The organism is Bacteroidales bacterium (genome assembly GCA_016707785.1).
GTDB lineage: Bacteria > Bacteroidota > Bacteroidia > Bacteroidales > UBA4417 > UBA4417.
This window is the reverse complement of the sequence record JADJGZ010000042.1, coordinates 14702-41010: the sequence shown is the minus strand read 5'-3', so window position 1 is coordinate 41010 and position 26309 is coordinate 14702. Positions and strand designations below refer to the sequence as shown.

Annotated in this window: 22 protein-coding genes and 1 pseudogene; 14 read left to right on the top strand and 9 right to left on the bottom strand. The window is 40.4% G+C overall.

Annotated features, from left to right (window positions below; genetic code table 11):
- Positions 1-2: 2 nt before the first annotated feature.
- From IPH84_17100 to ffh, 4 genes are all read right to left on the bottom strand, one after another.
- Entirely contained in the window at positions 3-581 is a 579-nt protein-coding gene (locus IPH84_17100) for a hypothetical protein (GenBank protein ID MBK7174898.1), read from the bottom strand.
- Between the two features lie 117 nt (positions 582-698).
- Positions 699-1319 (bottom strand): 7-carboxy-7-deazaguanine synthase QueE, encoded by a 621-nt coding sequence (locus IPH84_17095; GenBank protein MBK7174897.1) that lies wholly within the window; start codon positions 1317-1319, stop codon positions 699-701.
- Between the two features lie 780 nt (positions 1320-2099).
- Positions 2100-2978 carry a bifunctional 5,10-methylene-tetrahydrofolate dehydrogenase/5,10-methylene-tetrahydrofolate cyclohydrolase gene (locus IPH84_17090; GenBank protein MBK7174896.1) on the bottom strand — a complete coding sequence of 293 codons (879 nt, stop codon included), beginning with the start codon at positions 2976-2978 and terminating at the stop codon, positions 2100-2102.
- A 51-nt stretch (positions 2979-3029) separates the two neighbouring features.
- Entirely contained in the window at positions 3030-4364 is a 1335-nt protein-coding gene (ffh, locus tag IPH84_17085; protein MBK7174895.1) for a signal recognition particle protein, read from the bottom strand.
- A 151-nt stretch (positions 4365-4515) separates the two neighbouring features.
- On the opposite strand from ffh, the gene IPH84_17080 reads away from it, so the two are divergent.
- Complete coding sequence (locus IPH84_17080; protein ID MBK7174894.1) at positions 4516-5157, top strand: hypothetical protein; 642 nt, start codon at positions 4516-4518, stop codon at positions 5155-5157.
- A gap of 8 nt (positions 5158-5165) precedes the next feature.
- Here IPH84_17080 and IPH84_17075 read toward each other — a convergent pair whose 3' ends face one another.
- The gene (locus IPH84_17075; GenBank protein MBK7174893.1) at positions 5166-7616 is read right to left on the bottom strand and encodes a hypothetical protein; all 2451 of its coding nucleotides are present in this window, start codon (positions 7614-7616) and stop codon (positions 5166-5168) included.
- A 288-nt stretch (positions 7617-7904) separates the two neighbouring features.
- Here IPH84_17075 and IPH84_17070 point away from each other — a divergent pair, with 288 nt between their 5' ends.
- Both IPH84_17070 and IPH84_17065 read left to right on the top strand, forming a co-directional pair.
- Positions 7905-10796, top strand: coding sequence for a C10 family peptidase (locus tag IPH84_17070; protein MBK7174892.1), 2892 nt, complete (start codon positions 7905-7907; stop codon positions 10794-10796).
- 210 nt (positions 10797-11006) lie between these two features.
- Positions 11007-12083: an acyltransferase gene (locus IPH84_17065; protein ID MBK7174891.1), complete on the top strand. Its 1077-nt coding sequence runs from the start codon at positions 11007-11009 to the stop codon at positions 12081-12083.
- A 29-nt stretch (positions 12084-12112) separates the two neighbouring features.
- On the opposite strand, the gene IPH84_17060 is transcribed toward IPH84_17065, so the two are convergent.
- On the bottom strand, positions 12113-13900 hold the full coding sequence (locus IPH84_17060; protein MBK7174890.1) for an arginine--tRNA ligase: 1788 nt from the start codon (positions 13898-13900) through the stop codon (positions 12113-12115).
- A gap of 300 nt (positions 13901-14200) precedes the next feature.
- Between IPH84_17060 and IPH84_17055 the strand changes: the two genes are divergently transcribed.
- The 8 genes and pseudogenes from IPH84_17055 to IPH84_17020 all read left to right on the top strand — a co-directional run bounded on the left by IPH84_17055 (position 14201) and on the right by IPH84_17020 (position 21346).
- Positions 14201-15544: a GTPase gene (locus IPH84_17055; protein ID MBK7174889.1), complete on the top strand. Its 1344-nt coding sequence runs from the start codon at positions 14201-14203 to the stop codon at positions 15542-15544.
- Between the two features lie 185 nt (positions 15545-15729).
- Positions 15730-16639: pseudogene (gene pyrB / locus IPH84_17050) on the top strand (aspartate carbamoyltransferase).
- Between the two features lie 28 nt (positions 16640-16667).
- Positions 16668-17126: an aspartate carbamoyltransferase regulatory subunit gene (locus IPH84_17045; GenBank protein ID MBK7174888.1), complete on the top strand. Its 459-nt coding sequence runs from the start codon at positions 16668-16670 to the stop codon at positions 17124-17126.
- Between the two features lie 64 nt (positions 17127-17190).
- On the top strand, positions 17191-18444 hold the full coding sequence (locus IPH84_17040; GenBank protein MBK7174887.1) for a peptidase C1: 1254 nt from the start codon (positions 17191-17193) through the stop codon (positions 18442-18444).
- 62 nt (positions 18445-18506) lie between these two features.
- Entirely contained in the window at positions 18507-19250 is a 744-nt protein-coding gene (locus IPH84_17035; GenBank protein ID MBK7174886.1) for an ATP-binding protein, read from the top strand.
- Positions 19247-20026: a peroxide stress protein YaaA gene (gene yaaA / locus IPH84_17030; GenBank protein MBK7174885.1), complete on the top strand. Its 780-nt coding sequence runs from the start codon at positions 19247-19249 to the stop codon at positions 20024-20026. Before IPH84_17035 ends, yaaA begins: the two co-directional genes overlap by 4 nt.
- Positions 20027-20035: 9 nt before the next feature.
- Positions 20036-20410, top strand: coding sequence for a diacylglycerol kinase family protein (locus IPH84_17025; protein ID MBK7174884.1), 375 nt, complete (start codon positions 20036-20038; stop codon positions 20408-20410).
- 87 nt (positions 20411-20497) lie between these two features.
- Complete coding sequence (locus tag IPH84_17020; GenBank protein ID MBK7174883.1) at positions 20498-21346, top strand: hypothetical protein; 849 nt, start codon at positions 20498-20500, stop codon at positions 21344-21346.
- 24 nt (positions 21347-21370) lie between these two features.
- Here IPH84_17020 and msrB read toward each other — a convergent pair whose 3' ends face one another.
- Positions 21371-21766 carry a peptide-methionine (R)-S-oxide reductase MsrB gene (gene msrB, locus IPH84_17015; GenBank protein MBK7174882.1) on the bottom strand — a complete coding sequence of 132 codons (396 nt, stop codon included), beginning with the start codon at positions 21764-21766 and terminating at the stop codon, positions 21371-21373.
- Between the two features lie 128 nt (positions 21767-21894).
- Positions 21895-22947, bottom strand: a complete 1053-nt coding sequence (locus IPH84_17010) for a hypothetical protein (protein ID MBK7174881.1) — start codon at positions 22945-22947, stop codon at positions 21895-21897.
- Positions 22948-23124: 177 nt separating this feature from the next.
- Here IPH84_17010 and IPH84_17005 point away from each other — a divergent pair, with 177 nt between their 5' ends.
- Positions 23125-23601 carry a DUF456 domain-containing protein gene (locus tag IPH84_17005; protein ID MBK7174880.1) on the top strand — a complete coding sequence of 159 codons (477 nt, stop codon included), beginning with the start codon at positions 23125-23127 and terminating at the stop codon, positions 23599-23601.
- On the opposite strand, the gene truA is transcribed toward IPH84_17005, so the two are convergent.
- Complete coding sequence (gene truA / locus IPH84_17000; GenBank protein MBK7174879.1) at positions 23515-24369, bottom strand: tRNA pseudouridine(38-40) synthase TruA; 855 nt, start codon at positions 24367-24369, stop codon at positions 23515-23517. The two genes, IPH84_17005 and truA, sit on opposite strands and share 87 nt — an antisense overlap.
- A gap of 252 nt (positions 24370-24621) precedes the next feature.
- On the opposite strand from truA, the gene IPH84_16995 reads away from it, so the two are divergent.
- Complete coding sequence (locus IPH84_16995) at positions 24622-25092, top strand: NAD(P)H-dependent oxidoreductase subunit E (protein ID MBK7174878.1); 471 nt, start codon at positions 24622-24624, stop codon at positions 25090-25092.
- Between the two features lie 23 nt (positions 25093-25115).
- Positions 25116-26285, top strand: a complete 1170-nt coding sequence (locus tag IPH84_16990) for an NADH-quinone oxidoreductase subunit E (protein ID MBK7174877.1) — start codon at positions 25116-25118, stop codon at positions 26283-26285.
- Positions 26286-26309: the final 24 nt, after the last annotated feature.

The window sequence follows — 26309 nt, the reverse complement described above, 5'->3', positions numbered from 1 at the left end:
GGTCAAAACTTCCCGTATAACTTAAACAGCACCCCTGGTGCATACATCAGCACTCCTTCAGGTGTGCCTGTTGCACCAAAGGGAGCAAACCCGGCCTTCATCTGAACAGATATACCAAAGTGCCGGAAATCATAAGCCGGACCTGCCAGCATTCCAAAATCTGCACCCTTGAGGTTGTTCCAATTGTCCGCCTTAATCCTGCCAAAGCCAAAGTAACCGCCAAGTTGGAGATGCAAAGGAGTATGAGGATATTGAACCAGCCAATCAAGACCACCAAGGGTCCTTCGATATGACCGCACTTCTCCTCCATCCACTGAGAACCGGCTCCTTCCATATTCACAATAGGCCCCCAACCGAAACGCATCGCTCAATTGCCGGGCATAAAAAACACGGCCAAATCCACTGGGTTCCTGGTCAGGCCATATGTCAAAAGGTGAATCAAAATACATCCCTTGTTCCATGGGAGGAGTATAGAACACTCCAAAACCCACAATATTTTTAGCATCCTTATTCTGGGCAAAAGTTGGAAGAACACCGATGATAAGGATACAGATAATCCAAAATGAAAAAACTCTTTTCATATCATATATCTTAAAATACAATATGTAAATATAATGAAGGAATCTCTAAATTACTCATCATCAGAGATGAATAATTTGGGATGTTATGCCGGAAATACTTTTATGGATTGTAAACTATTATGGAATATGAAGATATTTATGCGCCTGCAGGGAAACTCTCCATTTTGGATTTTTCATGATATATTCAACGATTCCGGGAGTGACTTCTTTAAATCGGCTCCATTCGGGTTGTAAAAAGAGCATGCATTCGCTATTCACCTTGGCAGCATTTTCCTCAGCCCAGGCATAGTCTGAGTCATCAAAAATGATCACTTTCAATTCATTTGCCAACGGGAAAATCGCATCCAGGGGAGGACTTTTTCTTTTGGGGGATAGACAAATCCAGTCAAAACTGCCACTGAAAGGATGAGATCCTGAAGTTTCAAGGTGGACCGATTGACCGGCATTTTTTAAGCCTTCACATATAGGTCCTAAAGGATACATTAACGGTTCCCCACCAGTCAGAACGATTGTACCTGAAGGATTTATACTGGCTCTGTCAATTATTCCCGCAATATCAGTAAGTGGGTGAAGATCAGGATTCCAGGATTCCTTTACATCACACCAATAACAACCCACATCGCAGCCTCCTACTCTCAAGAAGTAAGCAGCTTTCCCTGTATGCGCCCCTTCCCCCTGTAAAGTATAAAAATCTTCCATCAGGGGAAGTCTTTTGCCGTTTTGAGTCAAGTCTGACATGATTAAGTGTAATGTTGAATGGTGAATGTTGAATGTCGTGAATGTTGAATGTCGGATGTTGGATGTCGGATGTCGGATGTTGGATGTTGGATGTTGGATTGCGGATTGTGGATTTGGGATTTGGGATTTGGGATTTGGAACTTGGGACTTGGGACTTGGGACTTGAGACTTGGGACTTGGGACTTGGGACTTGGGACTTGGGACTTGGGACTTGAGACTTGGTCCGCCAGCTGGCGGATGGATTTTGGATTTGGTCTGCCAGCTGGCGGCTGAAACGCGGAACTATGGCTTATATTTTTCTTGTAGTCCAGGAATTTCCACGAATCCCCCTGTTTACGAACGAAAACATTCGTGTTTTATTCGTGCATTCGTGGCATTATAATTCGCCAGTAGCATTAACTTCCATCAGAATGTAAATCCTTCAGGCAAAAAATCAGAACACAAATTGCTCAAATTATTCACAAATTGACACAAATCATTGAATCTTGCTTGCAGGTCATTTGTGTTTATTTGTGCGGCATTTGAGTGATTTGTGGATGATTATTTCATGGTAACAACTTATTCACTCCAGGAAGCTGATCTGATTTTCATGCTTCAATTTTTCTATTGAAAATCCCACCCTTCGACTCCACTCAGGATGACGGATAAATTTGCGTATCTCCTAATCTCCTAATCTCCTAATCTCCTAATCTCCTCATCTCCTAATCTCCTCCTCTCCTCCTCTCCTAATCTCCTAATCTCCTAATCTCCTAATCTCCACATTTTCAAATTCTCAAATTTTCAAATTTTCAAATTATTCTCATACGCCTTCAAAGTATTCATCAGCAGTGAAATCACCGTCATAACGCCTACTCCTCCCGGAACAGGAGTGATATAACTGCATTTTGGTGCAACTTCATCAAATTTGACATCACCAACAATATGATAACCTTTAGGAGACTCATCTATAAAACGATGAATACCAACATCAATCACAACTGCACCCGGTTTAACCATATCAGCAGTCACAAACAAGGGTTGGCCCATAGCTGCAACCAGAATATCAGCAGTTGCTGCAATTTCCTTCAGGTTTGGTGTTTTTGTATGGCACAAAGTTACCGTACAATTGCCGGGATTTGCTTTGCGCGATAACATAATACTCAGTGGGGTTCCGACAATATTACTTCGTCCAAGAACAACACAATGCTTCCCTTCAGTTTCGATGCCGGTCCTTTCAAGCATCTGCATGATTCCATAAGGAGTAGCCGATAAAAATGTAGGTTGTCCGAGCATCATCTTGCCAAGGCTTTCAGGATGAAAACCATCCACATCTTTAAGGGGATTTATTCGGTTTATAACATTATCAACATTGATATGCTTTGGTAAAGGTAATTGGACAATAAATCCATCTACTTCATCATCATTATTCAGAAAATCGACGATCTCCAGAAGTCTTTTCTCTGAAGTAGATTCCTCCAGGCGATAGATGGTTGAAGTGAAACCCACTTCCTGGCAAGCCTTTTCCTTGCCATTCACATAGGACTGACTTGCCGGGTCCTCGCCGACTAAAATAGCCGCCAGGTGCGGAGTACGATCTCCTCTGTCAATAATCTTTACCGATTTTGCAGCCAGTTCACGCTTTATGTCAGCTGCGATTTTTTTCCCATCAATGAGTTGCATATTCAAATGTGATTTTGAAGTCCTGAGGTAATAAAAAATGCTGGTGAAATTCTACCGTTTCTTGGGATTTCGCATCTGTTGCGCCATCTGACGGCCTCCCCCTGTAGAAATCATCTTCATCATCTTACGGGTGTCATCAAATTGCTTAACCAGCCGATTGACTTCCTGGATATCAGTACCGCTCCCGGCTGCAATTCTCTTTCGCCTGCTGCCATTGAGCAATATAGGGTTTTCCCTTTCTGCAGGTGTCATGGAGTAAATTATAGCTTCTATTCCTTTGAATGCATTATCATCAATATCCACATCTTTCAATGCTTTACCCATACCAGGAATCATACTCATCAAATCCTTTACATTCCCCATTTTCTTGATTTGTTTAATCTGGGAAAGGAAGTCATTGAAATTAAACTGATCCTTGGCAAGTTTCTTTTGCAGTTTCCTGGCTTCTTCTTCATCAAACTGCTCCTGGGCACGCTCAACAAGTGAAACAATATCACCCATTCCGAGAATTCGGTCAGCCATACGTTCCGGGTAGAAAACATCAATGGCGTCCATCTTTTCTCCAATCCCAACAAACTTGATTGGCTTATTTACAACCGACCTGATGGTTAAGGCAGCTCCACCGCGGGTATCACCATCCAATTTGGTAAGAATGACTCCTTCAAAATCAAGCCTGTCATTAAAAGCCTTGGCTGTATTCACCGCATCCTGGCCAGTCATGGAGTCCACCACAAACAAAGTTTCCTGCGGATTCACACTTTGCTTGATAGCAGCAATCTCATTCATCATCTGCTCATCAATTGCCAACCGACCTGCAGTATCAATGATCACTGTATTGAAACCCCTGTCCCTGGCATGAATCATTGCATTTTTAGCAATCCTGACAGGATCTTTGGTATCCGGTTCTGAATAAACTTCCACTCCAATCTGCTCACCTAACACTTTTAACTGGTCGATAGCAGCCGGACGGTAAATATCGCAAGCCACCAGCAAAGGGCTCTTGCTTTTTTTAGTATGAAGGTAATGTGCAAGTTTTGCAGAAAAAGTTGTTTTACCCGAACCTTGAAGCCCTGCCATTAAAATGACAGTAGGAGTCCCTTTCAGGTTCAGTTCAACCTTCTCCCCTCCCATCAGTTCAGCCAGTTCATCATGAACGATTTTAACCATTAACTGACCGGGTGAAACCGAAGTAAGAACATTCTGTCCTAAGGCTTTTACTTTTACCTGGTCCGTAAATTCTTTGGCAACCTTATAACTGACGTCAGCATCCAACAACGCTTTACGAACATCCTTGAGGGTTTCTGCAACATTGATCTCTGTAATATAACCGTGGCCCTTGAGGAGCTTAAATGCCCTGTCCAGCCTGTCACTTAGACTTTCAAACATAATTTTTCAGATTCTTTAAACGAGGTGCAAAGGTACAATTTTCCACGATTCTATAGATTAAGGATGCATAACTCTCACTCATATCTGCGTATAACAGGATGATTCATGGTATAATTATTGTAATTTTATACGGTTTCAAAAATAAACCACCATGAAAATTATTAAAGTACTTTTAGCTATGACCTTGCTGCTGGCAGGTTCATTTCTGTATGCACAGATCACTGAAGGGCAGTTTACCCTGAATAAAATCAACCGTCCGACCCTGGTAGGTGAGTTTAACTTCTCTCCCGAAATTGTTGAATCAGTAATTCTTGAAGACCTCAAATACAATGGTTTTCCTAAGGCTGCCGATTCTAAAGGTTTTAAATTTTATACAGCGATTGTTTTCGAGAAAATTACAACTGATAAAATTGATCTCTACATTAAAGTGGATGATGTAAAAAAAGAGAAAGACAAATCAATCGTTACCATGATTATCACTAAAGGTCCGGAAAGCTTTGTGTCATCTTCAGGGGACCCCGAAACCTTCAAATCAGCATCAGCCTATTTATTGGGATTGATACCAAAATTTGAATCCCGCCAGCTTGAAATCAATATTACTGAGCAAGAGGCTATTATCAAAAAAGCAGAAAAAACTTATAATTCCTTAATTGGAACAGGTGAATCCCTTCAAGGCAAGAAAGCTGATATAGAAGCCAGTATTGCTAAAAACAAAAAAGAGCAGGAAGATCAGTCTTCGGTGTTGGAAAAAGAACGGAAATTACTGGAAACACTTAAGAGTCAGAGAAAATAGGTAAACCCTCATTCTGGTTTTATAAAAATCCTGAAATCATCGATGAGAAACTCTTCATTTCCCTGATTCCAGGAATATACCTTTAATCTCAGTGGCTGCGACAAGAGTAAATCCCTGGAGATCGTCAGGAAATTTGTCACATAATTCCATTCCCCTTTCTGAAACAGGAAATCATTTAGCCTTATACCCTTCCATATTACAGGCTCTTTGCTTCCCTCAATGGAGATTACAAAACTACCGTCAACGTCATTTTCCGCATAAGCCCAGGCATCTGTCCTGATTATCCAGGAAGTATCATCACTTATTTTTAGGAGTGTATCCAGTGATATTTCATAAGAAAATGAATAGGACTCAGATTTCAGCCTGCAACTGGTTTTTCCTGAAAATGAATGTTCAGTTTCAGGGTTCAGGTTCTCTGACCAGTAAATATATCGGGATTCTAGATCATTTGAAGAGAAAATGGAAAACGAGGTATCAACCTTTTCTACTTTCCCAAACATAATATCTACATCCGAATAGGAAATAGCATCCTTCCTGTTTTCTGAATCCTTTGAAACAAACTGTACATTTTCCCATTCATAGGGAATCAATTCCTTCATCAATCCCGGTTCTGAACACCGGAACATAATCTTTTTTACAATTGGCTCAGAACGATTCGATTCGGCATTAAGAATAAGCGGATTTACCCATATTCCTTGAATCGCATTTTTGGGTACGATACGATATATCCTTATTTCATCAGTCGACAGCAAATAATAAACATAACAGGCTTCATCCTTATATAAAAAGCTCTTCAGATCACCCAACAGACTTCTGTTTATTGATGCTTTCAGCCGCAATATTCCTTCCTTAACATCCGGCACATCCACCCAACGATTCCAGGCAGCTGTATCCGTTGAAATTGTATTTTTCTTCAGATCCAGAGGTGATTCCCTCTTTTGAAAAATTAATGCAGGAAATGTCCCCCCTTGCCTGCAGGCGAGTTGATACCTGCTTAAAATGGATAAAACTGTCTCTGGCTGGTCATTTAATAAATACCTTCCATCGATACTTTCCAGGGTTCCATTATGAATATCATGAGTGATCTTTCTCAATTCCCATATAAGGTAATCCGGGGCCTTCGTTGAATTAAAATGGCTGGCATTTTGCTCATCCAGCCAGGGTGTATAACAAGCATAACTTTGAAGTACAGGACGGGGTTGCCAGTTCAGTTGATTGACTGGAATATAAGAATAATCCCATGGATAAATATCTGCAGTAGCTTTACCAATCTTCTCCCTGCATGCGGATTCCAGCCTGTTTCGCTGCACATTTTCTATTGAAGCATCATTACAGGTATCTGCAAAGTATTGATAACCGGACACTAGCTGATTTAGTTGGCGAAGACCATTGAATGAGCCCCTGATAGGTTCATAATAGTAAGATTTTTGAAGATTACCATAGAGCAAAAGTAATATGAGCCCACCCATGACAGAAATCACGATTCGGTGATGTTTTGCTAACAGGAGGAATATTAGTATCGTAACAGCTACATATAGAAAAAACATGCTGGCATGCAGATAATCCTCCCTGGCCATTCCGTATTTCCATACAGCAAATAAGGAAGGCAATACCAAAATAACGTATTTAACAGCATTCGCTTGCCTGATTTGAAGGAAAGCCATGAAACCAGAAAGTAACCCTGCAATTGAAAGATAATACCAATTATTTGCAGGATAATAGGCGACTGCAGCAGAATTATCACCAGCCAATTCGAGCATTCCTTTAAAGTACCTGGAAAATCCATGAAAATCCCCGTATAAAAGAAACCAGCCGGCAAAGATGGACAATGGGATGACAGGGATGAAGAACAGATGCCTGAATGATCTTTTCTCCAGAATTATTTCCAGGATAAGAATAAGGATGAATGATATACTGAGCATGACACAAACAATCCCGACAAAAGCTTTGATATAAATTGCAGCCGTTGTTACCAATATCGGGAGTAATAACCAGGTCAGGTTTCTGCTAAGAAAATAATTAAGGTATCCAATGAGCACAATCCCAATGAGGATCAGCAGAAAATCAAGATATGCCAATAAAAGAAATGAAAAAATCAAACTGGAAATCATGGGAACAAGTCCCCTGGATATCCGTGAGGTGAGCAGAGAATAGGAAAATGAAGCTTTTGCCAGGAAATAAATAATTGCAGTAATAAAAAGATTATTGCCGACGGGCAGTGGATACATAAGGAATGCCAATGGACCGTGAGGGAAAATGATATCTTTTCCCAACTGAAGCCGACCCTTTACCAGGAAATTAAATACCCAGGATAAGGGTGGATCGATGCCATTCGCATATACCGGATTCAGCTCAGGGAATGTAATAATAGCCAGTATTACAGAAATGATGACAACCACAAAGGTTCCTAAATCTCCGTGCCTGGCCTGGCGCATAAACTCCGCTGAAAACATTCTCATTCATCCGATTTGATTGCCCCTAAATTACAGAAGTACGATCAATTGAAACACTAAAATTCTTTTTTGCTTAATTTTCAATGAAATGAAAATTGCTAAAACGTCGGATTCATTCAGAAATAATGTAGAAAATAGTCCAAAATCTATGCAAAAAATAATTGAGAAAATATATATCCAAACATAATAATTATAAATTTGCACTTTACTGATCCTATAAATTGTGATCAGCAATTGTTTATTTCCTTCCTTTAAGAATGCTTTCTAACTCTATAATCACATAATCAACCAACCATGAGAAAACTTACCACACTGATCCTCTGCTTGCTGATTGCGGGCTTTGCCTTCGGTAAAACTGTAACCATTGACCAGGCTCGTCAGGCTGCAGACAACTATTACCAGCATTTTTCGGGTAAAAGCGACCTGAATCTACTCAACTCATTTAGTCAGTCGTATAATGGAATTACAACCTATCATGTATTCAATTACAGTGCAGGTGGTTTCGTTGTAATAGCAGCCGATGATGCTATTATTCCGGTTCTTGCAGAATCAAATACCGGTTATTTCGAGCAGGAAATTTCTGTTCCAGTTGTAAAATCATGGTTCGATAATTATAACAAGGATATTGCTCATATCATTTCAGCCAAATATGACAATACTGCCACCCTGGCAGAATGGAATCAATTAATTGGAAATGATTTCCCAAAATCTACCAATGATATTGGCCCTTTACTCACCACTACCTGGGATCAGGGTTGTTACTACAATGCCCAGACTCCATCTGTTTCGGCCCCAATGACCTGCAATCATGCACCTACAGGATGTGTGGCTACTACCATGAGCCAAATCCAGAAATACCATTCTTTCCCTGCTCATGGATATCTGTCACATACCTATATCCATCCTACTTATGGATCACAAACAGCCAACTTCGGCACCAGTACCTATACATGGTCAGCAATGGGAAATAATATTACCAGTGCTAATGCTAATGTAGCAACCATCATGTATCAGAATGGTGTTTCTGTTAATATGCAATATGGTGTTGATGCATCCGGCGCATTTAGTGAAGATGTTCCCTGGGCTCTGGTTACCTATTTTAACTATGATCCTTCTACGATTTCCCTCAAATCAAAGGAAAATTATACAACTACGGGTTGGAAAAATATGCTCACCGCTGAACTGGACCTGATGCGTCCTATTTATTATGCCGGTGATGACGGAACTTCCGGTCACGCATGGGTTTGTGACGGATATCGCACAAGCGACAGTAAATTCCATATGAACTGGGGTTGGTCAGGAATGTATAATGGTTATTTCGCCATTGGCTCACTGAATGCCGGCGGCTATACACCAAACAGCAACAACAGGGCTATCATCGGTATAAAACCAGGCAACCCTGATCTGGTAGTTCGTTTCACCAATCTTCAGCCTAGCCAGGTAATCGGCTTCGGTGGAATTTTCAATGTGAGCTGCTCCGTTCTTGATGGAACTGCTACAACTGTTAACCTCCTACTTGACGGTGAGCAGATTTACACAACTTCACAAGGCACCTTCACTTTCCCATGGAATACAACCGAATCAACAAAAGGCAGCCATTTACTCAGGGTTCAGGCATTAAATGCTACAGACACCGTTTATCATGAAGTTACTGTCGGATTAAGCGACTGGATCCCACAGGCAAGTGGTTTCACAAATTCATCACGCGGAGTAAAATATTTGTGTGCCGTCGATTCATTAACTGCATGGGGAACAGCCTATGATGGTGAAACTACCACCAACTACATCCAGGAATGGACCCGTACCGAAGATGGAGGAAACACCTGGATCACTGGTACTATTCCTAACTGCGCCGGTCTGGAACCTGCTATGATCAATGCATTGAACAATACCACTGCCTATTGCCCCATGTACAGGCAATCCGGTAGCAAACCTCAGGGTATCTACGCCACTTTCGATGGAGGTACTACCTGGGCTCGTCAGACCACAGCTTCTTTTACTAATAGCGCATCTTTCCCAAATGTGGTGCATTTCTTCAATGCAAATGATGGATTCTGTATGGGAGATCCTATTAATAGTGATTTTGAAATCTATACAACATCAAATGGTGGCACTACCTGGACAGTCGTACCCGGTGGAAATATTGCCAATCCTGTTTCAGGTGAATGGGGAATTGTTGGATATTATTCAGCCATTGGTGATAAAGCATGGTTCGGAACTAATAAAGGTCGGGTTTACCGCACAGTTGATAAAGGCTTGCATTGGGATGTAAGCACAACCACTCTCGGTGCTATTTTTATTGATATTGAAATGGCTACCGAACTTCATGGTCTGGCCCAGAATAAAGATGCCAGTACAACAGGAAATCTTTCAGAAACCTTTGATGGTGGCGTAACCTGGAGTGCAGTTACAAGTACAGGTCAGATTGGAACTAATGACTATTGCTTTGTTCCCGGAACCGAAAATACCTGGGTATCAACCGAAGCAAATCCTGATATTACATTGGGTTCATTCTATAGCTTTGACGGCGGTCACTCATGGGCACCATTCTTAGGTACCGAAGCTGATCAGTTCCTCGCAGTTGATTTCGTTAATAACCATTGTGGTTGGGCCGGTGGCTTCAACGTTAGCGAAACAGAAGGCGGTATGTTCAAATATGTAGGTGTTCTGGAACCAGGTTCAACACTGAGCACTGTATCAAGTCTTGCTGCCCAGGTTGCTGATAATAGTGTACACCTTTCATGGACAGCCCCACTTGGAAAAGCTCTTGTTGGTTATAATGTCTATCGTAATGATACCCTGATGAATACTTCTCCTATTTCAGAATTATTCTACCACGACTATCCTGTTGCTAACGGGAAACAGACTTATTGCGTTACTGCAGTTTATGATGAAGGCGAATCACTGCCAGTTTGTGTAGATGCATGGATTACCGTAGGTGTTCCAAATACCGATCCTTCTGCTTTCAGGGTTTATCCAAATCCTGCCAGTGGAGTAATCAATATCATCTCTCCTGTTCAGTTTACCCAGGTACGTATGCTTACACTGCTTGGTCAGGAAGTATACAACTACAATGCACCCGGAAATAACCTGCGAATCCTCACCGATGGCTTCGAACCAGGAATGTATATCCTTCATATTGTTGCTGATAACAAATTAATCAGTAAGAAGATTACCATCAAGTAATCATCGTTTAATGCTAAAAAGCCTCTTGTCAATGGCAAGAGGCTTTTTTTATGCCCTTAACTCTCGAAATAGGATTGGGGCATTTTCAAATACCGCTGATCGATATTACTTTTTACAGAATAAAGAATAAATTAATGATCCAAATCATGACACATTGAGTTTTGCCATGATTCAATAATAAATCCAACAGTAATTATTAAATCATATTTTGTGACGAATCCAATCACTGTTAAAAGGAAACCCCGTCTGGAAAAGCTTGAAGCTATAAGGGGATTTGCAGCATTGTATGTTGTATTTTTCCACGCTCTTCCACAAAAAATCGAATTATTTGGAGTAAATGTGGGATTATTGTTCCGATTCGGCCCTGAATCTGTGATTGTATTCTTTGTACTCTCCGGATTTGTAATAAAATTTACCTATGAGAAATCAAAAGATAAATCCTTTAAGTTCTATTTTATCCGAAGATTTATCCGACTGTATATCCCTCTCTTCTTTATCTATGTTCTTGGATATCTGATCAAATGTTATGGTGAAGGAAAGCTCGCAGATCCTGAGTGGATCACATTGCTGGGTAACCTTTTTATGCTCCAGGATGTCATTACTTTGAAACCCAATGTCGTATCCGGTTCTTATATGGGGAATGGGGTACTATGGTCTCTTTCCTATGAGTGGTGGTTCTATATGCTTTTCTTTGTTCTGGTGACCTGGATCAAAAGTGACAAATTAAATAAATGGGTAAATATTCTGGCGATTTCAGCAGCAGCCAGTTATATATTCTATCCTTTTATCGTCAACAGGCTCATGATGTACTTTGCGATCTGGTGGATTGGAGTTCGTTTTGCCACTACCTATCTTTCAGGAGGAAAATATACATTCCGTTCCATCATGCCCTACGGGTATGTTCTTTTCGCAATAACAGGCTTACTCGCTTTGAACCTGTACATTCATTTCGCTGCCACCAAGACCTATAGCTATCCTTTAGTCGCTTACCCAATCATTGAACTCAGGCATTTCGTTTTTGCCATCATAGTGATGTTCGGAGCCATCGCCTGGCAAAATATAAAATGGGTTGGATTTGATCTGTTCTTCGGAGTATTCAAATATATTGCCCCTTGCTCTTATGTAATGTACATTTCCCACGCTTACCTTGTCGTGGATGCCACATATCTGAAGTTTCTGAATAATAAAGTGATCGAATACGGGCTGTATATCCTCATAATGATCATGTTCTCCTATACGATTGAAGTCGTAGTGTATAACAGGATCAGGAAACAATTGATAGGCTGATCCGGCTTTTCACAGGTCGAAATATTAGATCACATGCGCTGGGGTACTTCTATCCCCAGAAGCCACATTGAATTACGGATCACATTCCCTGTGAAGATGCATAATTGCAACCTGAAATTTCTCAAAATCTCATTTTCTTCTTTAAGGATTGTGATATCATGATAAAAGCGATTGTATTCGCAGGCTAACTCATAAACATAATTGGCAATCAAAGCCGGACTATGTTCAATACCGGCTTCATTAAGGATGCCCGGAAAATCATGTAATATCCTGATAACCGATTTTTCCTGTCCCGAAATAGTGATGTTGTCAAAATTTCTAACCTCGGATGACAATCCGGATCGTTCTGCATTTCTCAAAACTGATTGAATCCTGGCATAGGTATATTGAATAAATGGGCCGGTATTCCCGTTGAAATCAATAGATTCTGAAGGGTTGAAAAGCATATTCTTCCGGGGATCCACCTTTAGGATAAAGTACTTCAAAGCTCCTAAGCCGATTTTTCTGAATAAACCCAATGCTTCTTCTTCGCTGAAATCATCAACCTTTCCCAATTCCCTTGTAGTAGTTTCCGCTGTTTCAAACATCGACTGCATAAGGTCATCAGCATCAACGACCGTACCCTCTCTGGATTTCATCTTCCCTTCAGGCAACTCAACCATGCCATAGGAGAGATGGTAAATGGCATCAGACCAATCCCTTCCTAAATGCTTGAGCACCTGCTTCAGAACCTGGAAATGATATTCCTGTTCATTCCCGACAACATAAACCAGTTGCCTGGGATGAAATTCATCGTTGCGCTGCTGGGCGGTTCCCAGATCTTGAGTGATGTATACAGAAGTACCATCAGAACGTAACAGGAGCTTTTCATCGAGGCCTGCATCGGAAAGGTCAATCCAGACAGAACCATCTTCCCTTTGTTGTAAAACACCTTTCTGCAAACCCTCTTCCACAATTTTCTTTCCCAGGAGGTAGGTCTTTGATTCGTAATAAGTCTTATCGAATTCAATTCCAAGTGCCTGATAGGTAAGATGGAATCCATCATATACCCATTGATTCATCATTTCCCACAACTGAAGGGTTTCCGGATCATGAGCCTCCCATTTGCGAAGCATTTCCTGTGCTTCTTTCATCAGAAGAGACTGTTTAGCTGCATCGTCAGCATTCATGCCTGCTGCAACAGCTTCAGCAACCTGGGCTTTAAATTGTTTATCGAAAATAACATAGTATTTTCCTACTAAATGATCACCTTTCAGTCCGCTGCTCTCAGGTGTTTCACCATTCCCCCAGTACTTCCAGGCTAACATACTTTTACAGATATGGATGCCCCTGTCATTCACCAGGTTTACCTTTTTCACAGGGTTTCCATTGGCTTCAAGTATGCGTGAAAGGGAAAAACCCAGAAGATTGTTTCTAATATGACCAAGATGTAAAGGCTTGTTGGTGTTGGGTGAAGAAAACTCAACTACAACAGGTTGTTTCTCATCCACCTGTTTAAAACCATAATTCTCAGTAATTGAATATTCATTGAAGAACTCAACCCAATAAGCAGTTGATAAACCAATATTCAAAAAGCCCTTTATAACATTGAAAGACTCTATTTCTCCCATCTCCTTCTTCATAAATTCACCGATCTCAAGAGCAGTAATTTCAGGGGATTTTCTGGACATTTTTGTGAAAGGGAATACCACTATAGTATACTCACCTTCAAATTCTTTACGGGTCTTTTGAAGTTGTATTTGAGCTGGTGAAACAGATAGATTATAAAGAAATGCTACAGCCTCTGCCGCCTTTTTGGTAAGTTTTTCTTCAATCATTTTTTTAATAGGATAGGAAGCACAAATTTACACTTTTTGCCGATGGTGTATGCACCGATATTTAAGACTAACAATGTAGATATAACCATATGATTGATCAATAGTGGCTTATAGCACATCAATGTTAAATTCTTCCAATTACCATTGACTTATAATAAGTTGGAGAATGAAAACCTTTGTCAATTCAAGGTTACAGGAATTAATAAAAAATTTTGCCAGCAAGTTTAAACCACTAACTTTGCCCTCATTCTATTGCTATTTAATTAACAATAATTATAGTTAAACCAAAACAATTTGTTTATGCGACGAAACGTAATCATCATCGGAGCAGCAGGACGTGATTTTCACAATTTCAACACTTTTTTCAGGGGAAAATCTGAATATAATGTTGTTGCTTTCACTGCCGCCCAGATTCCTGACATTGATGGCCGTAAGTATCCAAAAGAATTAGCTGGTGCCGACCTCTACCCTGATGGAATTCCAATTTTTGCTGAATCTGACCTTCCAAAGTTAATTAAAGACTTGAAAGTACTGGATTGCGTTTTCTCATACAGTGATGTTCCTTACCAGAGAGTCATGAATATGAGTGCCGCAGTTAATGCAGCCGGAGCCAATTTTATTTTACTGGGACCTGGTGAAACCATGATCCCCAGTACAAAACCATTGATCGCAGTTGGTGCTACACGCACAGGTTGCGGAAAAAGTCAGACTTCCCGCAGGATAATCGAAATCCTGATGGCTAAAGGCTTGAAAGTGGTTGCAGTACGCCATCCTATGCCTTATGGTGACCTCAATGCACAGAAAGTACAGCGCTTTGCAAAAGTGGAAGACCTTGCTAAACATAAATGTACCATTGAAGAAATGGAAGAATATGAACCTCATGTGGTCCGTGGAAATGTGATCTATGCAGGGGTGGATTATGAAGCAATTCTTCGTGCAGCAGAAAACGATCCTGATGGATGTGATGTAGTGTTATGGGATGGTGGAAATAATGATTTTCCTTTCTATAAACCGGACCTCACAGTAGGTGTTGCCGACCCACATCGCCCGGGTGCTGAAATTTCCTATTATCCTGGTGAAGTTGTAGCTCGTATGTCAGATGTAATCGTAATCAATAAGATTGATTCTGCTGATATAGCCAATATTCAGAAAGTTCGCGATAACATCGCAAAAATCAATCCTAATGCCAAGATTATTGACGGCGCATCACCATTAACTGTTGATAAACCAGAACTTATCCGCGGAAAAAGAGTTCTTGTGGTTGAAGATGGCCCAACATTAACACACGGTGAAATGAAAATCGGTGCCGGAACAGTTGCTGCCAACAAATATGGAGCTGCTGAACTGGTCGATCCTCGTCCTTATGCCGTTGGGAAACTGGCCGAAACATTCAAAATCTATCCAAATATTGGCACTTTGCTGCCAGCTATGGGATATGGTGAAGAACAAACCCGCGACCTGGAAAAAACAATTGCCAACACTCCTTGTGATGCTGTTGTAATTGCAACTCCAATTGACCTGAAACGTATTGTAAAAATTGACAAACCTACCGTGAAGGTTGGTTATGACCTCCAGGAAATCGGCAAACCCGATCTAACCGATATCCTTGATGAGTTTGTCAAAAAACACAACCTCGTTAAATAATTTTTATCATGAAAAAGCGGCTTACGAGCCGCTTTTTTTTTGAAATTCCATGAAAGGATCAATGTTCTCCATCATATTGTACCATATCTAAAGTCGTTGACAACTTTTGAAAACTTACAATCATCTCTTCTTACAGGGAAGAATCAATAGTTTGTATCTTTAACACCCGAAAATAAAATCTCCGTATGAAAGATAAAAGCCTGATTTCCATTACAGATTACAACAAGGAACAATATCTAAGAATCCTTGAAATTGCTGCCGGATTCGAGCAAAACCCCAACCAGAAATTATTAAATGATCATGTGGTCGCTTCCTTGTTTTTTGAACCAAGCACCAGAACGCGACTCAGTTTTGAAACCGCCGCGAATCGCCTGGGTGCCCGGGTGATTGGTTTCAGTGATAGCGGATCTACTAGCGTAAAAAAAGGGAGAATCCCTTAAAGATACCATTATCATGGTGAGCAGCTATGCTGACATCATTGTGATGCGTCACCCAAGGGATGGAGCCGCCCGCTGGGCTTCTGAAGTATCTCCTGTCCCTGTTATCAATGCAGGCGACGGAGCTAATCAGCATCCTACACAATGCCTGCTCGACCTATATAGCATTTTTCAAACTCAGGGTACGCTCGAAAATCTAAATATTGCTTTCGTCGGTGACTTGAAGTATGGCAGAACTGTCCACTCACTGGTACAAGCTTTGTGCAATTTCAATGCTACATTCCACCTTGTATCACCGGAAGAGCTTAAACTTCCCAGTTCAGTAAAAATGCATATTAAAAATGCCAAACTTGATTACCATCAATACACTGAATTATCAGATATCATCCCAACAGCTGATATCATCTATATGACCAGGATCCAGAAAGAAAGATTCAGTGACCCTATGGAATATGAAAAAGTCAAGAACTCTTATGTTCTTCAACGTTCCATGCTTGAAAACTGCAAGCAAAACATGAAAATCCTCCATCCGCTTCCAAGGGTGAATGAAATCAGCGAAGATGTGGACAACACTCCCCAGGCATTCTATTTCAAGCAGGCTGAAAATGGAGTTTATGTTCGGCAGGCTCTGCTGGCAGCCATTGCTGGAGTTAAATAACTGAGTATAATAATTGAATTTATTTCAAATGGAAAATAAGAAACAACTTAATGTAACAGCCATTGAAAACGGGACTGTTATTGATCATATTCCAGCAAACAATGTTTTTAAAGTCCTTCATATCCTGGATATAGAAAACAATAAGAACCAGGTGCTTTTTGGCGACAACCTTGTCAGCAAGAAACATGGCAGGAAGGGCCTGATTAAGGTTAGCAACACATTTTTCGATAAAAATGAAATCAACAAAATAGCTTTGGTTGCCCCAACAGCCACGATTATTGAGATTCGGGATTTTGAAGTAATTTCAAAAAAACAGGTCCAGGTTCCTGATACGATTGTAAATATTGTGAAATGTTTCAACCCCAATTGTATCACGAATGTTGAACAAATTTCAACCCGGTTCACAGTGATAGATAAGGAAACCTTAAAATTACAATGTCATTACTGTGAAAAAATAACTGTAAGGAATAATATTGTTTTCTTATAGTCATCATCATAAACTGATTTTTTGACTTTTACATTTATCCAATTCTTCATCAAACCATAAACCAATGAAAAGAGCCATCCTGCTATTTTTATTTCTCAGCCTGATTTTCGTTATTAATGCACAGCAACCTGTCCCGAATAAAGGGATATTCAAAGTTTACGAACCAGGATATTTTCAGAACTCTATTCTGAAGGGTGTTGAGGAATTTGAATCCTCCAGGGTAATTGCTAAAGAGAAAAAAACATTTAAAGCAGATCCTGCAAATCTTAAGATCCCAAAATCAAAGGATGATTTCAAAACCTATTGGCATAATCCCCCTATTTCCCAGGGAAATACCAATACCTGCTGGAGTTTTTCCACTACATCATTTCTTGAATCAGAAGCTTATCGGCTCAGTGGGAAAAAAGTGCGAATCTCTGAGATGTATACTGTGTATTGTGAATACCTGGAACGGGCGGAAGCCTGGGTTGATACCCGGGGTGAGATGTTTTTCGGAGAAGGTTCTGAAGGTAACGCCGTGACGAAAATATGGAGAAAAACAGGCTGTATTCCCTATGAAGCTTATACAGGATTATTAAATGGCCAGTCTTTCTATTCCCATGAGAAAATGTTCGAGGAATTGAAAGGATATGCTGATTTCGTTAAAAAGAATAATCTGTGGGATAAAGCTGCTGTTATCAGTAATTTCAAGAGTATTCTCAATCATTATATGGGTGAACCGCCAACAGTTGTTACCGTTGATGGGAAAACTTATACTCCGGCCCAATATCTATCCGATTACCTGAAAATGAACCCTGATGATTATTGTGATGTAATGAGCTATATGCAGCAACCTTATTGGCAGAAAGTTGAATATGAAGTTCCTGATAACTGGTGGCATAATAAGGATTATTATAACTTACCCCTGGATGATTACATGAAAGTAATCAGGAATGCTATTTCCAAAGGGTATACTTTTGCCATCGGGGGAGATGTTTCAGAGGCTGGATTTTTAGCCAGGGAAGCAAATGCTGCTATCGTACCAACTTTTGACATCCCATCAGCAAATATTGATGAAAATGCACGCCAATTCAGGTTTAGTAATGAAACAACAACCGATGACCATGGAATGCATGTGGTAGGATATCTTGAAAAAGACGGAACTACCTGGTTTCTCGTAAAGGATTCAGGAGCAGGCAGCCGGACCGGTGGCAGAGAGAAAAATGCCAATTTCGGATACTATTTCTTCCATGAAGACTATATTAAACTGAAAATCATGGATATCATGGTCCATAAAGACATGATGAAAGAATACCTTCCAAAATTTCCTAACAAATAATCAATTATCTCAGCCAACAATAAATTTCCTATTCTTTAACACTACTAAATTCGTTTCCTGTTATGCCTCAACAACATTCCCGGATCACACACCAGGCAGAACCTTCAGATGGGCATATCCGGAAATTGATATCCCAGGGAGAGCATCAGCAACTTGATTTCAAATTTGGGATCAATGATTCAAGAAAAATTGCCCGCACATTGGTAGCTTTTGCCAATACCGATGGGGGCAGATTACTTATTGGGGTTAAGGATAACGGCAGTATCGCCGGGGTTAGAAGTGAGGAAGAATTCTATATGGTGCAGGCAGCATCAGAACTTTATACCAAGCCCCAGGTTCCATTTGAGGTTAAGGAATGGACCATCGATGGAAGAAAAGTTTTGGAAATTATTGTTCAAAAAAGTGAAGGAGAACTTTACCTGGCACCTGATAAGAATAAACAATACCTGGCCTACATCCGGGTGAAAGATGAAAACTTTACAGTAAACAGTGTCTGGATTAAAGCCTATAAATGGAAGAAAAACCCGGCAGGAGTATTTATTCGTTATTCTCAGCATGAGATGACTCTCCTCCATTTCCTTGAAGAGAACCCTTCAATAACATTGACAAGGTATTGTAAACTTACAGGACTTGCGCGAAGAGAAGCCGAAAATATTGTAGCAGGATTCCTGGCCATTGATATGCTTGGCATTATCTTCTCAGAGAGTGGCACATCTTATTCATTATCTGACAAATACCTCTCGATGACACCTGAAGAAAGAAAAACACAAATACTTCAGGTTTCGTCCAGCAAAACCAAGACATGATTGTAGTACTCTCTCCAGCCAAAAGCCTTAATTTTGATTCGAATAGCCCCGTCTCGGATTATACCCTGCCTCAATTTGGAGAGAAAGCGAGATTATTGGCTGCTAAATTGAAAAAACTGGGCCCTGTTAAGTTAGCCCGCTTACTGAATATCTCTCCACAACTTGCCCTTCTCAATGCCGGAAGGTATTCTGTCTGGCACCTGGCTACAGAGCCAGGGCATGGGAAACAAGCTATATTTGCTTTCGATGGGGATGTTTATGATGGACTTGAAGCAGGTTCAATGACTTCAACCGAAATCCATTTTGCCCAGGAACACATCCGAATCTTATCCGGACTCTATGGTGTATTAAGGCCACTGGACCTGATTGTACCATACAGGATGGAAATGGGAATTCCTTTTGCGATTAACAAGCATAAAGACCTTTATCAATTTTGGGGAAAACAGCCGGCTAACCTGATCCTGAAGGAGTTGGAAACACAGGATAATCCATTGGTTATCAACCTCGCATCCCAGGAATATTATAAGGTGATCGATAAAAAACTTAAAAACATAAGGGTCATTACCCCTGTTTTTAAGGAACAAAAAGGAGATGAATACAAAGTCCTCAGCTTTTTTGCAAAAAGAGCAAGGGGAATGATGGCAAGGTTTATCATCCGGCACAATATCTCTGATCCTGAACATTTAAAAGCCTTTGATGATGCGGGATACATTTTTAATGCAGCATTATCAAATTCCTCCAACTGGGTTTTTACCAGGGGACAGTCACAGGTTTAAACATTCAAAATGAAATTCTCTATTAAAAAACAGTTCAGAAGTTTTGGATTTGCTTTTGCCGGGATAAAGTACTTTCTTAAAACCCAGCAAAATGCATGGGTACAGATAATCATTGCTATTATAGCCCTTCTATTGTCAGCATTTTTCAGTGTGAACACCATTGAATGGTGCGTTGTATTAATATGTATTGGGGCTGTTCTGGGAATGGAAGCAATGAATACAGCCATCGAAAAACTGTGCGACACCTTACATCCTGGCTTAAATGAGGGAATAAAAAGGGTTAAAGATACGGCCGCCGGGGCAGTACTCATCGTTTCATTTATTGCAGTGATCATTGGTCTGATTATCTTTGTACCTTATTTTATCGCTCTCTTTAATCTTTAAGTTCTTTTTAGTTGACCAAATCATTAAGAATTCAATAGATTCCAGGGATTAATAATTTCATTGAATTATTCATTAACATACATTAAAATGATTCTTATTGCAGATGGGGGATCAACCAAAACAGATTGGCGATTACTCAGGGATGGACAAGAATATAAACAAGTTCAAACTACAGGATTTAACCCATACTTACTTGGAAGCGAAGAGATTGAATCAATACTCTGGAAAGAATTGCAACCATATATTGACAATACAGGAGTCAGCAAAATATATTATTACGGAGCAGGATGTTCAACTGCCAATAAAAATCAAGTAGTAGAATCTGCTCTCGAAAAGGTATTTCCTTCAGCAAGAATTTCTATTGACCATGACCTTTTAGGTGCCGCACGAGCATTATGTGGAAATGATGCAGGTATTGCAGCTATTCTGGGAACAGGATCCAATTCATGTTATTATGATGGGAAAATGATCACAGACCACATATTTTCATTGGGCTTCTTTTTTGGGGATGAAGGAAGTGGAGCTTTTATGGGAAAAAACCTGATTTCAGCGTATCTGCATAAGGAACTCCCTGAAGAACTGACAAAAAAGCTTATCGACCAATACCCGATGAGTATGGAAAGCATCCTCGATTCGGTATATAACAAACCTGCTCCAAGCCGATTTCTGGCATCATTCTCAACATTCATCTATAACAATCGCGAGCATAGCTTTATCAGGGAACTTATCCTGCATAATTTCAGACAATTCTTCACCTACCAGGTAGCGTGTTACCCGCATCACCAAAGTGTTCCCATCCATTTCGTGGGATCAGTAGCTTACCACTACCAGGAATTTCTGCATGAAGTAGGACAGGAATTCGGGTCACATGTAGGCAGAATTATTCAAGCACCTATCGATGGACTGGTTGAATATCACCTCACTGAAATTGGGTAATTTGTTGATCAAAGTAAAAACCTACTATTCAGTTCTGAATTCAAGACTGACAGAATTGATACAATAACGTTTCCCTGTAGGTTCCGGTCCATCGTCAAAAACATGACCCAGGTGTCCTCCGCATTTGGCGCATACCACTTCCATCCTAACCATACCATGGCTGTTGTCAGGGATTTCTTTTACCTGGTGGGGTTTTGAAGGATCGTAGAAGGAAGGCCAACCACAACCTGCATCAAACTTGGTACTCGATTTGAACAACTCTGCACCGCAAGCTGCACAATAGTAAGTACCAGGCTTGTTAAACTTATCATAAATGCCTGTATAAGGTCTTTCCGTGGCTTTGTTTCTAAGAACCTCAAACTGAGTTGGACTAAGTTCCTTTTTCCACTCAGCATCTGTTTTGCTTATCTCGTATTCCATCTGGTTATTGTTATTCTTCGTTGAATCTACTGATTTCTGGCTGCAGGCATATAAGCCCGACCCAAGCAGTATGATCATCAGTATGAATTTTAATATACCAAGCATTTTAGCTGTCTTTTTGTTCATTCTCATCGGTTCATTTGTTTATCCAATCTCAATTCATTGTCTTTCCTGGTATAGAGTACATCGACATAGTTGCGTGCTTTCTTCACATGGTAAACTTTCATGGCTTTTTCTGCCCAAACAATGGCGATATCCATATTCCCTTTCATTTCAGATGCCAGAGCAAGGTTATAACAAGCCCTGCCTGCTATCTTCGGATCTTTGTTTTCACTAAGTTTCTTCCAAATATTAATAGCTTCATCCCAATTATTGAATTTCACCTGGACTTTTGCTGCCTTGAGATCCTCATTACCCTTCACAAAATAAGTCCGGGTTTCAGTCCGCCAGTTGGGGGAGATGCGATTGGCCATCTGAAAACCGGCAAACCTGCCTGATTCATTGATAGCCCTTCTTTTTGATGGAAGATCATTAAGGGCGCCCTGTTCAGTTTTTCCGCTGCCACTCCATTCTTTCCTGTCAGAGAAACTTACCTGGTCAATCATATTCCTGTTTTTCCGGTCATAAAACCTCCATCCTGAATTGACATCTATTCGTAAATCTGCATGGTACTCGGTTTTCTTTACTTCCCTCCCATTCACTTTTTCCTTGTATTCAGAAGTATGTTTTTTGATGCCGAAATCAGAATCGAAAGTTTCAAGTGAGAGTATAGCGTCAACTTTATATTGATCACAAAGGGCATCAATTGTCTCCCAATCAAGGAATTCCGGGAATTGGCGCGTCCCTGTCCCTCTGTATGCATCAGTTTCAAGTGCAAAGGCTTTCACTCTGGGAGATTCATTCAACCTGGCTTCCACTCCCCTGATGCACTGAAAAGAACCTTCACGGTCAGCGAGAATCGATTCTCCTGTGATGAACCCCTCAAGGATATTAATAAACTGCTCCTGTTTAGCCGGGAGAGAATGGTTTAAAATCGCAATTGATTGAACATCCTTTGGAATAGTAACCTCAGCAGGGACCAGTAATTTCATCGGAATACTCCTGGTACTGCATGAATAAAATAATGTGATGAAAAGAAGCATTGAGATGCCTGTGCTTAGTGTAATCTGTGTTTTTTTCATATAGATTGGAAATGAAAGGATGGTGGGAGAATTATCAAAATTAATGCCAGGAAAAGTGTTGATCTTGACTGATATTTCTAAAATATGTAATATTGATGTCACACAAATATAGCACTTCCCTGAAAATTTTCCGTTCAGAAAATCGAAAACATATTTACACTCTCTGATTTATTAGCAATGGATATTACACTGATCATTATAGGAAGCATTTTGTTACTTGCAGGATTAGCAGGATGTTTGCTTCCGGTACTACCTGGTCCACCCCTGGCCTATGGAAGTTTGTTGCTATTGCAATTCACTGAGAAAGAACCGTTTTCAGTGAATTTCCTGGTCATATGGGCGATAGTTACCACAATTGTAGTACTGGCCGATTATTATATTCCCATTTGGGGAACGAAACGATTTGGTGGAACAAAAGGAGGAACATGGGGAGCAACCATAGGACTGGTACTGGGACTTTTTCTCTTCCCCCCGTTTGGCATTATCATCGGTCCTTTTGTAGGAGCCTACTTAGGAGAACTCATCAATGGACAGGATAATAAACTTGCCCTGCGTTCTGCCATTGGCTCATTCATAGGCTTCCTTGCCGGAACCATGATGAAACTTGGAGTTGTTATTATTATGGGATTCTATTTCATCAGGGCACTCATATGAAAACCATTCTGCTTTTTGAATAAATATTTCATCCTTGTAATTTACATCCCATAGAACCAGACCCTTTGCTGGAACAGAAGTTCCGGCTTTTCTTCTGTCGTGGCTCTCCAATATAGAATGTAAATCATCCATATTGATTTTTCCTCTTCCCAAGTCTAACAAAGTTCCAACCATTGCCCTAACCATATTCCTGAGGAAACGGTCCGCTCTGACATGAAATACCAGGATATGCCCTGATTGAGTCCAATTAGCAGCGATAATCCTGCAACGAAAATTAGAAACATCGGTTTTCACTTTACTGAAACATTCAAAATCTGAATAAAGCATAAGTGATTGGGCTCCTTTATTCATAAGATCCAGGTCAAGTTTCCACGGAATTAGCGCAGCTTTTGAAATCAGGAAGGGATCCTTTTTCTGGATGATGGTGTATTGGTATTCTCGCCATTCCGCGCTAAAGCGGGCATGACTTCCTGCTGAAACAGGAATTACAGCCTCTATTCCGATAGTATCAGGAAGAAACCGGTCTAATTTATACGCCAGTTGTTCAGGTGATGAAACAGGATTCTCCACATCAAAGTGAGCAAAAAACTTCTTTGCATGTACACCTGAATCTGTTCTGCCACATCCGGTCACTGAAGTTTTTTGTCCGAGTAGTTTTCCCAAACCATCCTCCACAAGAGCCTGAATAGTCAAGGCATTGGGCTGAATCTGCCATCCGCTATAGGACGAACCATCGTATGAAAGTTGAATGAAGTACCTGTATGGCATGCAAAAGAATGAGGGATAAAAATACTTTATTTTCAGGATTCATCATCATAAATTATGTACCATTTCCCTGTAATTTCAAGTCTTTTACTTCATATTCTTTTAGATTGATTATAAATTATCACTACTGGCTAAAAAAACCTGTATTGTTATTTTAATAACAATGAAAATTCATAAATTTGCTTCATTATTGTTATTCATTTAACAATGTAATTCATTGTAATTCTTTTAATTAAAAAAATCATGGAGGTCTAAATGACAAACACTGAAAATTTAGTTCATGAACTTGTAGAAAAGCATGGTCGTGATCGCAATTCCCTGATGCCAATATTACAGGGGTTAGTTTCACAGGAGAAATTTCTTTCTGAAGAAGCTATGATTGCGATTGCAAAGGAGTTGGACCTATCAGCTGCCGATGTTTACGGAACTGCATCTTTCTATACTTTCCTGGATACGGTTCCAAGAGGTAAAAACATCATCCGGATTTGTAAAACTATTTCCTGTCACATGCGCAATAAGGATGAAATTATTGCCGTCCTGGAGGATCAACTGAAAGTGAAGGTGGGTGAAACAACACATGACAAGAGATTTACCTTGTTAACAGCCAATTGCCTGGGCTGGTGCCATAAAGGTCCCGTTATGCTGGTAAATGATGAGGTTTTCCCTGAAGTTACCCCTCAGAAAGCCATTGAGATCGTTGAAGAATATATTAAGAAATCAAATTAGACCACCGGTTAAAACCATATACAATGGAACAATTACAACTTAAGAAAGTTGACATCATTTTTGGCTGGGACGAAAAAGTTACCCCAATAGATGTTTATGATAAAACCATAAAAAAATCAGCCGACAGCATTATCCTGGATATGATTGATTCAGGTTTGAAAGGCCGTGGAGGTGCAGGCTTCCCTACTGGTTTAAAATGGAAATTTACCAGGAATGAAGATTCCGATGCAAAATATGTGATCTGCAATGCAGATGAAGGAGAACCCGGAACTTTTAAGGATAGGGAAATCCTCGACAGGGTCCCGGAAAAAGTATTCACCGGGATGGCTATTTGCGCATATGTGATTGGCGCCAGGGAAGGTTATATTTATGTGAGGGGTGAATATAATTTCTTACTTAAAAGTCTGCAGAAAAAAGTGGATCTCTTCAACCAGCAACTCGCTGAACGAAAATCAGATTTCACTATTTACCTGAGGTCCGGAAGTGGGGCTTATGTTTGTGGTGAAGAGAGTGCATTATTTGAATCCATGGAAGGAAAACGCGGAGAACCCAGGAATAAACCTCCTTACCCTACCGTATCAGGATACAATGGCAAGCCAACTGTGATCAATAATGTTGAAACACTTGTCTATACTTGCGAAATTTGCAGGATGGGCTCCGAAAAATTCAAGTCTTTCGGAACATTCGATTCACGCGGTTCTAAAGTATTTTCTGTTTCAGGTGACACTCCTACCCCAGGGATTTATGAACTGGAACTCGGTATGCCTCTGAAAGACTTCGTAGAAGAATTCGCTGACGGTGATGCCAAAGCGGTTCAAATCGGAGGAGCTTCCGGACATTGCGTTCCCAGGAAAAAATTCAATGAAACGATTATCGGCTTCGAAGGTATTCCTACCGGAGGATCCATGATGATCTTCAACTCCACCCGTTCAATGTATAATGTGCTGCACGATTACCTTGAATTCTTCACTGAAGAATCATGCGGACAATGCACACCATGCCGCGTAGGATGCCAGCAACTCCTTAAAGGAATCGAAGCCGTCAAGAAAGGTGAAAAATCTCCTACCTACCTCGAAGATCTGAAAAAACTGACTTTAACCATGAAAATTGCCGCTAAGTGCGGACTGGGCCAGTCAGTGGCAAATCCATTCATCTCGATTGTTGACAACTTCAAGGAAGAGATCATTTACTAATCATTTGAACATCTAAAGAAAAGG

Excerpts from the sequence above, each read along its gene's own strand:
- IPH84_17025 (MBK7174884.1), top strand. The coding sequence starts at position 20,036 with ATGAAATTCTCTATTAAAAAACAGTTCAGAAGTTTTGGATTTGCTTTT.
- IPH84_17020 (MBK7174883.1), top strand. The coding sequence starts at position 20,498 with ATGATTCTTATTGCAGATGGGGGATCAACCAAAACAGATTGGCGATTA.
- IPH84_16990 (MBK7174877.1), top strand. The coding sequence starts at position 25,116 with ATGGAACAATTACAACTTAAGAAAGTTGACATCATTTTTGGCTGGGAC.
- IPH84_17060 (MBK7174890.1), bottom strand. The coding sequence starts at position 13,900 with ATGATTGAAGAAAAACTTACCAAAAAGGCGGCAGAGGCTGTAGCATTT.
- IPH84_16995 (MBK7174878.1), top strand. The coding sequence starts at position 24,622 with ATGACAAACACTGAAAATTTAGTTCATGAACTTGTAGAAAAGCATGGT.
- IPH84_17040 (MBK7174887.1), top strand. The coding sequence starts at position 17,191 with ATGAAAAGAGCCATCCTGCTATTTTTATTTCTCAGCCTGATTTTCGTT.
- IPH84_17010 (MBK7174881.1), bottom strand. The coding sequence starts at position 22,947 with ATGAAAAAAACACAGATTACACTAAGCACAGGCATCTCAATGCTTCTT.
- IPH84_17035 (MBK7174886.1), top strand. The coding sequence starts at position 18,507 with ATGCCTCAACAACATTCCCGGATCACACACCAGGCAGAACCTTCAGAT.
- truA (MBK7174879.1), bottom strand. The coding sequence starts at position 24,369 with ATGCCATACAGGTACTTCATTCAACTTTCATACGATGGTTCGTCCTAT.
- IPH84_17055 (MBK7174889.1), top strand. The coding sequence starts at position 14,201 with ATGCGACGAAACGTAATCATCATCGGAGCAGCAGGACGTGATTTTCAC.
- IPH84_17080 (MBK7174894.1), top strand. The coding sequence starts at position 4,516 with ATGAAAATTATTAAAGTACTTTTAGCTATGACCTTGCTGCTGGCAGGT.
- IPH84_17090 (MBK7174896.1), bottom strand. The coding sequence starts at position 2,978 with ATGCAACTCATTGATGGGAAAAAAATCGCAGCTGACATAAAGCGTGAA.
- IPH84_17070 (MBK7174892.1), top strand. The coding sequence starts at position 7,905 with ATGAGAAAACTTACCACACTGATCCTCTGCTTGCTGATTGCGGGCTTT.
- IPH84_17045 (MBK7174888.1), top strand. The coding sequence starts at position 16,668 with ATGGAAAATAAGAAACAACTTAATGTAACAGCCATTGAAAACGGGACT.
- msrB (MBK7174882.1), bottom strand. The coding sequence starts at position 21,766 with ATGGAATACGAGATAAGCAAAACAGATGCTGAGTGGAAAAAGGAACTT.
- IPH84_17005 (MBK7174880.1), top strand. The coding sequence starts at position 23,125 with ATGGATATTACACTGATCATTATAGGAAGCATTTTGTTACTTGCAGGA.
- IPH84_17095 (MBK7174897.1), bottom strand. The coding sequence starts at position 1,319 with ATGTCAGACTTGACTCAAAACGGCAAAAGACTTCCCCTGATGGAAGAT.
- IPH84_17075 (MBK7174893.1), bottom strand. The coding sequence starts at position 7,616 with ATGAGAATGTTTTCAGCGGAGTTTATGCGCCAGGCCAGGCACGGAGAT.
- ffh (MBK7174895.1), bottom strand. The coding sequence starts at position 4,364 with ATGTTTGAAAGTCTAAGTGACAGGCTGGACAGGGCATTTAAGCTCCTC.
- yaaA (MBK7174885.1), top strand. The coding sequence starts at position 19,247 with ATGATTGTAGTACTCTCTCCAGCCAAAAGCCTTAATTTTGATTCGAAT.
- IPH84_17100 (MBK7174898.1), bottom strand. The coding sequence starts at position 581 with ATGAAAAGAGTTTTTTCATTTTGGATTATCTGTATCCTTATCATCGGT.